This is a genomic window from Pseudomonadota bacterium, from assembly GCA_016195085.1.
Classification (GTDB): Bacteria; Pseudomonadota; Alphaproteobacteria; order SHVZ01; family SHVZ01; genus JACQAG01.
Genome location: JACQAG010000019.1, coordinates 23,170 through 35,419 on the forward strand (window position 1 = coordinate 23,170; position 12,250 = coordinate 35,419).

Below are 12,250 nucleotides of genomic sequence, written 5' to 3' on the forward strand. Positions count from 1 at the left end.
ATCCTCGATCCCGCACCGCCCCGGCCGAGTCCGGAACAGCCCCCCCCGAAGCCCAAACGCGGGGAAACTATACACCTTCCGAGCGCTTCTATCGGAGCGTGCGGTAAGCGCCTATGATGAATTGGGCAGGCATGCCCAGCAATCAGCCTACCAATCAACCGACAAAGAGCGGGAGGTCACAATGCCTTACTATCTGCACCGCATCGCCTTTACGCCGCGCTCGATGCAGGCGCTGGTGTTGAAGCCGCAGGATCGCACGCCCATCGTCAAGAAGCTGTTTGCCGCCCATGGCGGCAAGCTGCATCAATACTTCTTCGCCTTCGGCAAGTATGACGTGGTGATCATCAGCGAGTTTCCGAACAACGAGAGCGCGTCAGCGGCGTTGATGACGGCCATCGGCTCCGGCGCGCTTGCCGGCGGCGAGACGACGGTGCTGATGACGGTTGCGGAGGCGGTCAAAGCCATGAAGCAAGCCAAGAAGGCCAAGGGCACCTACACCCCGCCCGGCAAGGGTAGGTGAGCGCCGCGGCGCCCGATGCCGCTTAGCCGATGAGATGCCGCCGGAATAGCTCGATATAGATCTCGGGGCGGGTGATGTAGGGAAAGTGCCCTCCCATCGGCAGGCGCACATGCCGCGCCTTCGGATAGCGCCGGCGCACGGCGGCAAGCTCGGCCTGAGGCAGGATCTGGTCGTCCTTGCTGTCGATGGTCACGATCCGGCTTTGGGGTAAGCTCAGCTTCGGCACCGGCGGCCCGCCGCGCACGATGAGTACGCGCATCTTCAAGGTGGCAGCGCCGAGGCGGAGACCGGCGTCCAGGAGCGCCTTCTGCATGAGCTTGAAGCCGGCATCGGGCGTCGGCATGGTCCGCACCCGCGCCTGGTTGATCTCTAGGTGCTGCTTTGCCGGCATCCGCCGCGCCTCGGCGACCGACGGGCCGCGAAGACGCGTGGGATCGATGAGGGTGTTGGCGACGAAGAGCGTCTCGATCCGCTCTGGGTGCCTGGCCGCGAAGTGCTGCACCAGATAGCCTCCGAGCGAGGAGCCGAGCAGACTGGCTTTGGCGATGCCGAGCTTGTCCATGAGCTTGGCCAACGCGTCGGCAAGCCCGGTTATGGTGCGCGCGTTGGGTACGGTCAGCGAGACGATGCGGACGTGCTGGCCGAGGGCGGCCATCTGGTTCCAGAAAATGTCGGCTGTCCCCAGCGTGCCGGGAACCAGAATGAGCGTGGGCCCGCCCTTGCGGCCCTTGGTCTGGATCACGCCCCAGCCAAGCCCGCCGGCCTCGACCCGGCGCTCGCGATGGCGCTTTCGAAACGTCTCTTGCTTCATTCCGGCCCTTCCTCTCGCTGCTGCGCTCGCCTTAGCTTCTCCACCGCAAGGTCCTGGGCTTCACCGGATTGACAAAGGTTCTGCCTTCGCTCCGGCTCGCCGCATATTCCTTCTTCAGGCGGTAGTACCATTTCGCCTGGGTATCGGCATCATCGATGAGCATCAGCGCCGGCACGTGCTTGAGGCCGATCGCCTGCCTCGCCATGATGTCGCGGTCCTGGCGGAGGAACGCCCGCACATAGGGCCTCGCCATCGGCTTGACGAAATCCAGCCAACGCGCCGTCCACCAGATCGCATGATTGATCTCGGTCATGCCCGGTTCGGTCGGCGTGACGGACGTCAAGGCGCCGACAACCAGTTTGTCCGTGCGAATGTGCTCGACTCGCACCCCCGGCAAGCGAAAGGAGATCTCGGTCTCGGGCTTGCCGCCGATCAGCCGGTAGGCGCGGCTATTGGTCGAGGGCGCATGCCTGAGCATGGTGAAGCCCCAGGGCGACGGCTGGAACGCCTTGGCCTTCTCGTGGATGGAGGCGGCCGAGCGCCACCACCAGGCGCGATGCACGAAGGGACCATGCGCGGGGTCCATGAGACCGACCACGGCGTGGTCCATGGCGCAGGGAAAATTCATCGCCTCGGCGAGGTCGGCGGCCCGCTCGCCTATATCGGGCACGACCGGGATATCGGGCGCTCCCGACGGATCGGCACCGAAGAACACCCAGATGTTCCCCTGCACCTCGCGCGCCGGATAGGAGCGGACCTTGATCCGCGATGCATCGAAGGCCTGGCCTTCGACCAGGGATGGGATCGCCGTGCAGCGGCCGGAGGGCTGGAACCGCCAGCCGTGGTAGCAGCATTCGATCTCCCTCCCGTCGAAGCGCCCGAAGCTGAGCGGCATGCCGCGGTGGGGGCACACATCCAAAAGGGCGAAGGCTGCGCCTGCCTGATCTCTGCCCAGCAGCAAAGGCTCGCCTAAAAGCGTCTTGGCCCGCATCGTGCCCGGTTTCAGATCCCGGCCAGGAAGCGCGAAATACCAGACGTCCCTGAGCAGTTCGGATCGTTCGGCAGCTACGGGGTCAGCCATGAGACCAATCCGAAAAAGATTAAAAGTCCGGCAGCGACGGTGGCGGCGGCAAGCATCAGACCAGCCTGCTGCCGGATTCCCTTCTTCATACGAAGCCCGACGAGCGGGATCAACGATCCTAGAAGACAGGAGACGGCGAGCGTCGCCGTCATCGCGATGGCAATCGCCAAGGCGGCTTGCCAGGACTCAAGCCAAATCCCCGCGGCCAGCGCCGCAATCGCCGTGATCGGCGTGCTTGCCGTTGCCGCGACGGTGATCTCTTCACCGATACGCCCCCAGTCTAGGATGCCGGGCAATCGGCTCCGAAACGCCCGTGCCAAGCTTTGCCGACCGGCACCCAGGCCGACCCCGACGACGATCGGCGCCATTGCGGCGATCGGCATTCCTCGCGCAATGAGGCTCTGAAACAAGAAGATCATCGCCGACGCCGGCAGTGCCACCGCCAGAGCGGGCAAGAGCTCGGCGAAATGATCGGCCGACACAAAGTACCGCTTGGCAACGTCCGCACCGCCGCTGTCCAGCGATGGCGAAGCCCCGCCTTCGCTCGGATCGATGACGTCAACGACATCGTCGATGGTGATTTGGCCGAGCACCCGGCCGTCACCGTCGACGACCGCGACCGAAAGCAATGCGTAGCGGCGGAATAGGCGAGCGACATCGCTTTGAGCCGCTAGCGCCGACACGTTGGGAGCATCGGCGAGCATGACGTCGGCCACCCGCTCCAAGCGGCGTGCGCGCAGCAGCCGATCGAGCGGCACGGCGCCGACGGGACGACCCTCGCTGTCGACCACGAATGCCGCATGGAGAGCGCTCGGCAGATCCCGAGCATGCTGCAAAAAATCCAACGTTTGGCCCACGGTCCATTGCTGAGGCACGCTCGCGCATTCCAGCTGCATCAGCCGCCCGGCGCTGCCTTCGGGATAGGTGAGCATCCGCGCCAGGAGCGCGCGGTCAGCCTCCGGCATATGGGCCAAAATGGCGTTCCGGCGTTCGTCGTCGAGATCGGCCAGCAAGTCGACGGCATCGTCGGTCTCCAGCGTCGCCATGGCGAGAGCCACCTCGGCAAGGCCGAGCCGGGTGAAGAGCTCGGAGCGAACCGGCTCGTCGAGATAGGGCATGATGCGGGCGTCGAAGCGTTGCCGCAGCGCGTCCAGAGCCGAGCCCAGATGCGTCCGCGGCAGGCGCGCCAAGAGCTCCGCCCCGTCGGCCGGATGCAGCTTGTGCATGAGCGCCCAGGCCTGATGCGGCCTCGCGGCATCGAGGGCCTGTACGACCTCGCGCTCGATTGCGGCGGTCAGCCCCTGAAACGGCGCTTGGGCCACCGGTCCTCCAGTCGCGGCAACGGGGTTCGCCGCATCCTTCGGCCGTCCCATGCCTCAGCCGGGGGCCTGTCGGCTCAGCGCATCCACCGCCGCATAGGCGGTCATGTTGACGATGCCACGCACGGTGACGGACGCGGTCAGCACATGGGCCGGTTGCGCCACGCCGAGCAGCATCGGTCCGACCGACAATCCTTCGCCCAAGACCTTGAGCGCGTTGAAGGTGATGTTGGCGGCATCGAGTGTCGGCATGATCAGGAGATTGGCGACACCCTTCAGGCGCGAATTCGGAAAGACCTGTTTGCGGATCTCCTCCGACAGCGCCGCGTCGGCATGCATCTCGCCATCGACCTCGAGTTCCGGCGCCCGCTCGCGAATGAGCTTGAGGGCCTCCCGCATCTTCACCGCCGAGGGCGCGTCTCTGGTGCCGAAGCTGGAATGGGACAGCAGTGCGACCTTGGGTTGAATGCCGAACCGGTTCACCTCGGTCGCCGCCATGCACACGGTCTCGGCGATGTCTTCGGCGCTGGGATCAGTCGTGACATGGGTATCGGCGATGAAGTAGAGGCCGCGCGGCAGAATGAGCAAATTGAGCGCCGCCAAATGACGGGCGCTCGGCCGGCGGCCGACGACGTCGAGCACCTGGCCCAGGTGATCGTTGAACCGGCCGACCGTCCCGCAGATCAGCGCATCTGCCTCCTTTCGGCGCAGCATCAGGGCGGCGATCGTCGTCGTTCGGGTACGCACGTGGCGGCGTGCGAGGTCGGGCGAGACGCCCCGGCGTTCCATCAATAGGTGATACGCCTTCCAATACTCAGGATAGCGCGGATCGTCATCGGGATTGACCAGCTCGAACTCGACGCCGGGACGGATCCTCAGACCGAGCCGATCGATCCGCATTTCCACGACCGACGGACGACCCACCAAGATCGGTCGGGCGACGCCCTCGTCGACCACGGTCTGCACCGCACGCAGCACCCGCTCCTCTTCGCCCTCGGCGTAGACGACCCGCTGCGGCTCCAGCCTGGCACGTTGAAACACCGGCCGCATCACCAGGCCGGAGCGGAAGACGAACTGGGTGAGACGCTGCCGGTAGGCCTCGAGATCGGCGATCGGCCGTGCGGCGACTCCGCTTCGCATCGCGGCCTCGGCGACCGCCGGTGCGATCTTGATGATGAGCCGCGGGTCGAACGGCTTCGGGATCAGATTCTCCGGCCCGAAGGCGGGCGGCTGTTCGCCATAGGCGGCGGCGACGATGTCCGAGGATTCGGCGAGCGCCAGGTCGGCGATCGCATGCACGCAGGCGACCTTCATCGCCTCGTTGATAACCGTCGCGCCGACATCGAGGGCACCGCGGAAGATGAAGGGAAAGCAGAGGACGTTGTTGACCTGGTTCGGATAGTCGGAGCGGCCGGTGGCGATCACGGCATCGGGTCTGACCGCCTTCACCTCTTCGGGCATGATCTCCGGGGTCGGGTTGGCCAGCGCCAGGATGAGCGGGCGTGTCCCCATGCGCGCCACCATCTCGGGCTTGAGCACAAGCGGTGCCGATAATCCGAGGAAGATGTCGGCCCCGCCGATGGCGTCGGCGAGCGAACGGGCGTCGGTCGCCCGCGCATAGCGTTCCTTGCGCGGATCCATGAGCTCGGTTCGGCCCTTGTAGACCACGCCGACGATGTCGGTGACCGTCGTATGCTCGAGCTTGAGTCCGAGGTCGACCAGCAGATCCAGGCAGGCAATGGCCGCGGCACCGGCGCCCGACGTGACGAGCTTGACCTCGCCCAGCGTCTTGCCGACGACCCTAAGCCCGTTCAGGATCGCGGCGGCGACGATGATCGCCGTGCCGTGCTGATCGTCGTGGAATACCGGGATGCGCATCCGGGCCTTGAGGCGGCTCTCGATCGCGAAGCATTCCGGCGCCTTGATGTCTTCGAGATTGATGCCGCCGAAGGTCGGCTCCAGGGAAGCGATGATATCCACCAGCTTGTCGGGATCACGCTCATCGATTTCGATGTCGAAGACGTCGATGCCGGCGAACTTCTTGAACAGCACCGCCTTGCCTTCCATGACCGGCTTCGCTGCCAAGGGGCCGATCGAGCCCAGCCCGAGCACGGCCGTGCCGTTGGTTATGACGGCGACCAGATTGGCCCGCGAGGTGACGGTGGAGGCTTCACTCGGATCGGCGACGATGGCGTTGCAGGCGGCGGCTACGCCTGGGGTGTAGGCGAGCGCCAGGTCGCGCTGGTTGGCGAGCGGCTTGGTCGCCGTGACGCTGATTTTGCCGGGTGTGGGGTGGCGGTGATAGTCGAGTGCCGCTTCGCTCAAATCCTGCGCCATTACGCTCTCCCCCAAGCGGCTTCTTCTTCAACCTCGCCGAACGCGATCGTCAGCATAGCCGAGGCTCTGCCGTCGCGGAAATTGCCCCAGCAACGGAGAGAAAGGGCATTCCAGCCGCTCTTGGGCGCGGCACCGAGGCGGCCCTGGGGTGCCGCCGGGCCGGCGCGAAAATGGGCAATTTAGAATGGTGCGGTCGAGAAGACTCGAACTTCCACGGGGTTGCCCCCACAGCGACCTCAACGCTGCGCGTCTACCAGTTCCGCCACGACCGCTTGGATTACTTCGGCCAGGCCCTTACGGCCTTGCCAAAGGCGATGGCGGGGAATAGCAAATCGTCTCAACCGACGCAAGCGGCGCCGAGGGCGCTCGGGGATGGGTCACGAATGGCCGCAGATGGCGTGGGCCGGGCCGGCCGAAGCATAGAATGGCGGATCGCCGAGACTGCGATCGCCTATCCCGAGGCCGTGGCCGCGATGGAGGCTCGGGCCGAGGCGATCCGGGCTGGAACCCAGCCTGAGCTCGTCTGGCTCCTCGAGCATCCGCCGCTCTACACCGCCGGCACCTCCGCCGATCCCAGCGAGCTCCTCGACCCGGGGCGCTTCCCGGTGTTCCAGACCGGCCGCGGCGGCCGCTACACCTACCACGGCCCTGGCCAGCGGGTCGCTTATGTGCTGCTCGACCTGAAGGCCCGAAAGCCCGACATCCGCTGTTACGTGCATGCGCTCGAGGCATGGTTGATCCATGCGCTCGGCCGCTTCGGCGTCGGTGCCGAGCGGCGCGCCGAGCGCATCGGTCTCTGGGTCCCGCGGCTGGATCTCAACCTGCCCCTGCGCGAGGATAAGATCGCGGCCATCGGCGTACGCGTGCGCCGATGGGTCAGCTTCCATGGCGTTGCCCTGAATGTCGAACCCGACCTCAGCCATTTCGCTGGAATCGTGCCGTGCGGCGTCGCCGGGCATGGGGTGACCTCGCTCGTCGACCTCGGGATACCCGCGACCATGGCAGACGTCGACACGGAGCTTGCGCAAAGCTTCGATGCGGTATTCGGGGCGGGCGGCAGCTTCGCACGCGCCTCTGAGCCCAATTCAAAGGGTCTCGCGCTGGAGAAAGCCTCCTAACGGGCGTTCCGAGGAAGGCTCGACCGCAACGCGCGTCACCCGGGCGGCCGGCGGCCCGCGATGGCAGAGCGTCACCATCGCGTCCACCGCATCGGATGAACCCGAGAGAAGCGCCTCGACCGAGCCGTCGCGCCGGTTGCGGACCCAACCCGCGAGGCCCCGGCGCTGCGCCTCTTCGATGGTCCACGCCCGATAGGCGACACCCTGCACGCGCCCCACGATGCGCACCAGCACGGCGCGTTGGCCGAGGTCGTCAACGCCCATCAGGCGAATTCCAGGATCTTCTGATCGACCGCGAGGCTGTCGCCGGGCTTGGCCAGCAGCTCCTTGATGGTGCCGTCGCGCTCGGCTTTCAGCACGTTCTCCATCTTCATCGCCTCGATGACCGCCAAAGTCTCGCCGGCCTTGACCTCCTGACCGGTGGCAACCGCCAGCGAAACTAGAAGCCCCGGCATCGGCGATATGAGATAGCGCGAGAGATCCGGGGGCGCCTTGACCGGCATCGTCTCGGCATAGGTGGCTGCCGACGGCGTCAGCACCAGCGCGTCCACCTCCACCCCGCCATGGGCCAGCCGGTAGCCGATCCCGGCGCGCTCGACCTTGACGGCGAGCGGATGACCGTTGACCGTGCCGTCGAAGAGGTGACCGCCCGGCGTCAGATCGCCCCTCAGGGTCATGGTGCGGCCGCCGACCTCGACGTCGGTGCCGCCATTGGCTGCCTTCACCGAGACCGGATGCATGTCGCGGCCGAGCCGCACCACCCAATTTCCATCGAGGCCGCGTCGGCGCCCTGGGAGCTGGCCGCTGATGCAGGCATCGCGCTCGGTAGCCCGCTGGTGCAGCGCCGCCGCCAGCGAGGCCAGCAGGATCGTATCGTCCCGGCCGAGTGCCGCACCGTGGAATCCTTGCGGGAATTCCGCCGCGATGAGGTTGGTGGAGAGCTGGCCCGCCCCGAACCGCTTCAAGCCCAGGAGCGTCGAGAGAAAATCGACATTGTGGCGTACGCCGCCGATGATGAAGCGATCCAACCCGGCACGGGCATGGCGAATGGCCTCGGCGCGATCGCCGCCATAGCCGATCAGCTTGGCGATCATCGGATCGTAGTAGATGGAGATTTCCGCGCCCTCATAGACGCCGGTATCGACCCGAATATGCCCGTCCTCCGGTGGCGGCCGATAGCGCGTGAGCCGGCCGGTCGAAGGCAGGAAGCTCCGCCTGGGATCCTCGGCATAGACCCGTGCCTCGACGGCCCAACCGCGGATGCTAACGTCTTTCTGCGCGAGGGCGAGCTTTTCGCCGGCGGCAATGCGGATCATCTGCTCGACCAGATCGAGACCCGTGACCAGCTCGGTCACCGGGTGCTCGACCTGGAGCCGGGTGTTCATCTCCAGGAAATAGTAGGTACTCTCGGTATCGACGATGAATTCCACGGTCCCGGCAGAGCGGTAGCCGACTGCCTTCGCCAAGGCGACCGCCTCCGCCCCCATGGCCGCACGGGTCTTGGCGTCGATGAACGGGCTCGGCGCTTCTTCGAGCACTTTCTGATGCCGGCGTTGCACCGAGCACTCCCGCTCTCCCAGATACAGCACGGTGCCGTGATGATCGGCGAGGATCTGTATTTCGATATGGCGCGGCTCTTCGATATAGCGCTCGATGAACACCCGGTCGTCGCCGAAGGCCGAGCGCGCCTCATTGGCGGCGGAGAGAAAGCCCTCGCGCACCTCGCGGTCGTTGCGGGCGATGCGCATGCCCTTGCCGCCTCCGCCGGCGGAGGCCTTGAGCATGACCGGGTAACCGACCCGGCGCGCGACTTCGACTGCCTCGTCGGCCCCCTTCAGGGATTGGAGATGTCCGGGTACCGTCGAGACACCGGCTTTCTCGGCCAATTTCTTCGACTCGATCTTATCGCCCATGGCGGCAATCGCCTTGGCCCCTGGACCGATGAAGGTGATGCCGGCATTATCCAGCGCCTCGGCGAATTGAGCGCGTTCGGAGAGAAATCCGTAGCCCGGATGGACGGCCTCCGCCCCGGTCTCCCGGCAGGCAGCCAGGATGGCGTCGATCGAAAGATAGCTTTGCGCCGCCGGCGCCGGCCCGATGCGCACGGCCTCATCGGCCTCGCGCACATGCAAGGCATCGGCATCCGCATCGGAATAGACCGCAACCGTCTTGATCCCGAGCCGCCGGCAGGTGCGGATCACCCGACAGGCGATCTCGCCCCGGTTGGCGATGAGGATTTTCGAGAAGAGCTTGGACGCACCCTTACGCCCGCCAGATTGGCTCATGGACTTGACAGTCACTGATCGCGGCCCCGTTTGGGTTCTTTTGCTACCGCAATGCCTTCGGCATGGGTTCGGCTCGTCCTGAGCTTGTCGAAGGACGAGCCGCCGCACGACCGGGACGCCGCGAGCATCCGCAATGCTTCGAAATCACCACGCATAAGCGCTTCTTTCTTGGCGCGCCGCCATCCTTTGAGCCGTCGCTCAGCCGATACGGCTTCCAGGGGATCGTCGAAGGATTGATGGAACACAAGGGTAACCGGACGGCGGCTCTTCGTGTAGCCATCGTACGTGCCGCGATTGTGCTCTGCCAAGCGTTCTTCCAAGGACCGGCGCGTCGATCCCACATAGTAGTGCCCGTCAGAACAACGCAAGATGTACACGAAGACTGTCATCGCCGTCCTTCGGCAGGCCCATCCTTCGACAAGCTCAGGATGAGCCTGACTGCTACGTCGATGCGTTTGGACGGATGCTCCGTTCCAACATTTACAGCGGAATGTTGCTGTGCTTCTTCCACGGATCGTCGAGGCGTTTGTCGCGCAGCATGGCGAGCGAGCGGCACAGGCGCTTTCGGGTCGTGCTCGGCATGATCACGTCGTCGATGAAACCGCGGTGGCCGGCGACGAACGGGTTGGCGAATTTGGCGCGGTATTCCTCGGTCCTGGCCTCGATCTTGCGCGGATCGCCGATATCGGCTCGGAAGATGATCTCGACCGCCCCTTTCGGTCCCATGACCGCGATCTCGGCCGTCGGCCAGGCGAAGTTCACATCGCCCCTGAGATGCTTGGAGCTCATCACGTCATAGGCTCCGCCATAGGCCTTGCGGGTGATCACGGTCACTTTTGGCACCGTCGCCTCGGCGTAGGCGAACAAGAGCTTGGCCCCATGCTTGATGATGCCGCCATATTCCTGGGCGGTTCCCGGCAGGAAGCCGGGCACGTCGACGAAGGTGACGATGGGGATGTTGAAGGCATCGCAGAAGCGCACGAACCGCGCCGCCTTGCGCGAGGAGTCGATGTCGAGGCAGCCGGCCAGCACCATCGGCTGGTTGGCGACGAAACCGATGGTAGAGCCGGCCATGCGGCCGAAGCCGATGATGATGTTGCCGGCATAGGTGGGCTGCAGCTCGAAGAAATCCGCCTCGTCCACCACCTTCAGGATCAGCTCGCGCATGTCGTAAGGCCGGTTCGACGTGGCCGGCACCAGCGTATCGAGCGAGGTCTCGATGCGCTCGGGATCGTCGGCGGTCGGCTTGACCGGCGGCTTCTCGCGATTGGAAGACGGCAGGAAGTCGGCGAAGCGGCGGAGCTGCAAGAGCGCTTCGACGTCATTCTCGAAGGCAAGATCGGCCACTCCGGAGCGGGTCGAATGGGTGATAGCACCACCCAGCTCCTCGTGGGTCACGGTCTCGTGGGTCACCGTCTTCACCACGTCGGGGCCGGTCACGAACATGTAGGAGGAGTCCTTCACCATGAAGATGAAGTCGGTCATCGCCGGCGAATACACCGCACCGCCGGCGCAGGGCCCCATGATGAGGGAGACCTGCGGCACCACGCCCGAGGCGATGACGTTGCGCTGGAACACCTCGGCATAACCGGCGAGGCTGGCGACACCTTCCTGAATGCGGGCGCCGCCGGAATCGTTGAGGCCAATCACCGGCGCCCCCACCTGGAGCGCCTTGTCCATTATCTTGCAGATCTTCTCCGCGTGGGGCTCGGACAGGCTGCCGCCGAAAACGGTGAAGTCCTGGCTGAATGCGAAGACGAGCCGGCCGTTGATCGTGCCGTAGCCGGTGACGACGCCGTCGCCGGGGATCTTCTGGTCGTCCATGCCGAAATCGGCGCAGCGATGCTCCACGAACATGTCCCACTCCTCGAAGGAGCCGGGATCGAACAAGAGGTCGAGGCGCTCGCGCGCGGTGAGCTTGCCTTTGGCGTGCTGCGCCTCGACCCGCTTGGCGCCGCCGCCGGCACGGGCTGCGGCGCGCATCTCCTCGAGCCGGCGGAGAATGTCCTGCATCGACGCTCCGGTAGGTTGCGGCTACGCCCAAGCGAGATAGCACCATCAGCGGGTCGACACCAGCGTCGGGGTGCCGCCGGCTACCCTCAGAGCACCCGGATCAGCGCGAGGAAGCGCGCCGAAATGGCCGCATCGGCACGAATCGCGGCGCGGCGCTCGGCCGCCTCGTCGTCCTCGCCCCATTGCTCCGCCTGGCAGGTCTCTTCCAGCAGCGCCAGCTCGGCGGCGGCGGCGGCATCGAGGCGGCCCTCGACCACGGCCAGTGCCAGCACGACCGAGCCCAGGGTCTGAGTCAAGGCGTGCAACGCCATCAAGGTCAGGCCCTGGTGCTGGAGGACCGCTTTGCGGATCGCCGCCAAGGCGGTCTCCGACTGGCGCACCGGCGCCACGCCCTCCGTCACCTCGAGCCGGGCGCCATAGCGCTCCGACGCCCAATCGAGCCAAGGCTGCCAATCCCGGGCCTGGCGTCGGCAGAGCTCCGGTGGTCGATCGGCGCGGTAACAGAGGAGCTCGGATTGGGCGTAGCTGCAGATCTCGGCGACCGCCGGGCCCGATTCGGGCAGCACCCGGTCAAGCGCGGTCGCGATCAGCGTGGTGAGCGGCATGGTCGCCGGCAGGACCGTCTCCCCTTGCCTTCGCCACTCCTCGGCGATCGCCTCGGCCAAGGCTTTCGTCGGCACCCGCATCGGTGCTTTGGCCGGGCTCAGCAGGGGCATGGCATCGAGGGTGACGATGAAGCCGTCGCCCAGGGCCGCCACCGCAACGC

General features: G+C 65.9%; 11 protein-coding genes and 1 tRNA gene. 2 read left to right on the top strand and 10 right to left on the bottom strand.

Annotated features, from left to right (window positions below; translation table 11 throughout):
- Positions 1 to 181: 181 nt before the first annotated feature.
- Positions 182 to 520, top strand: a complete 339-nt coding sequence (locus HY058_05410; GenBank protein ID MBI3496722.1) for a GYD domain-containing protein — start codon at positions 182 to 184, stop codon at positions 518 to 520.
- A gap of 22 nt (positions 521 to 542) precedes the next feature.
- On the opposite strand, the gene HY058_05415 is transcribed toward HY058_05410, so the two are convergent.
- The 5 genes from HY058_05415 to HY058_05435 form a co-directional block, all read right to left on the bottom strand.
- Positions 543 to 1,331: an alpha/beta hydrolase gene (locus HY058_05415; protein ID MBI3496723.1), complete on the bottom strand. Its 789-nt coding sequence runs from the start codon at positions 1,329 to 1,331 to the stop codon at positions 543 to 545.
- Positions 1,332 to 1,362: 31 nt separating this feature from the next.
- Complete coding sequence (locus tag HY058_05420) at positions 1,363 to 2,412, bottom strand: aromatic ring-hydroxylating dioxygenase subunit alpha (GenBank protein ID MBI3496724.1); 1,050 nt, start codon at positions 2,410 to 2,412, stop codon at positions 1,363 to 1,365.
- The gene (locus HY058_05425; GenBank protein ID MBI3496725.1) at positions 2,397 to 3,734 is read right to left on the bottom strand and encodes a magnesium transporter; all 1,338 of its coding nucleotides are present in this window, start codon (positions 3,732 to 3,734) and stop codon (positions 2,397 to 2,399) included. Before HY058_05425 ends, HY058_05420 begins: the two co-directional genes overlap by 16 nt.
- A gap of 54 nt (positions 3,735 to 3,788) precedes the next feature.
- The gene (locus HY058_05430; GenBank protein MBI3496726.1) at positions 3,789 to 6,068 is read right to left on the bottom strand and encodes an NADP-dependent malic enzyme; all 2,280 of its coding nucleotides are present in this window, start codon (positions 6,066 to 6,068) and stop codon (positions 3,789 to 3,791) included.
- Positions 6,069 to 6,253: 185 nt separating this feature from the next.
- A tRNA-Leu gene (locus tag HY058_05435) sits at positions 6,254 to 6,340 on the bottom strand.
- 111 nt (positions 6,341 to 6,451) lie between these two features.
- Here HY058_05435 and lipB point away from each other — a divergent pair.
- Complete coding sequence (gene lipB / locus HY058_05440) at positions 6,452 to 7,186, top strand: lipoyl(octanoyl) transferase LipB (protein ID MBI3496727.1); 735 nt, start codon at positions 6,452 to 6,454, stop codon at positions 7,184 to 7,186.
- Here the strand turns inward: lipB and HY058_05445 are convergent.
- The 5 genes from HY058_05445 to HY058_05465 form a co-directional block, all read right to left on the bottom strand.
- A complete protein-coding gene (locus HY058_05445; protein MBI3496728.1) occupies positions 7,154 to 7,450 on the bottom strand; it encodes an acylphosphatase in 297 nt (98 codons plus the stop codon). The two genes, lipB and HY058_05445, sit on opposite strands and share 33 nt — an antisense overlap.
- On the bottom strand, positions 7,450 to 9,471 hold the full coding sequence (locus tag HY058_05450; protein ID MBI3496729.1) for an acetyl/propionyl/methylcrotonyl-CoA carboxylase subunit alpha: 2,022 nt from the start codon (positions 9,469 to 9,471) through the stop codon (positions 7,450 to 7,452). Before HY058_05450 ends, HY058_05445 begins: the two co-directional genes overlap by 1 nt.
- Before the next feature lie 11 nt (positions 9,472 to 9,482).
- On the bottom strand, positions 9,483 to 9,860 hold the full coding sequence (locus tag HY058_05455; GenBank protein ID MBI3496730.1) for a GIY-YIG nuclease family protein: 378 nt from the start codon (positions 9,858 to 9,860) through the stop codon (positions 9,483 to 9,485).
- Positions 9,861 to 9,951: 91 nt separating this feature from the next.
- The gene (locus tag HY058_05460) at positions 9,952 to 11,484 is read right to left on the bottom strand and encodes an acyl-CoA carboxylase subunit beta (GenBank protein MBI3496731.1); all 1,533 of its coding nucleotides are present in this window, start codon (positions 11,482 to 11,484) and stop codon (positions 9,952 to 9,954) included.
- An 86-nt stretch (positions 11,485 to 11,570) separates the two neighbouring features.
- Positions 11,571 to 12,242, bottom strand: a complete 672-nt coding sequence (locus HY058_05465) for an ATPase (GenBank protein MBI3496732.1) — start codon at positions 12,240 to 12,242, stop codon at positions 11,571 to 11,573.
- Positions 12,243 to 12,250 lie beyond the last annotated feature (8 nt).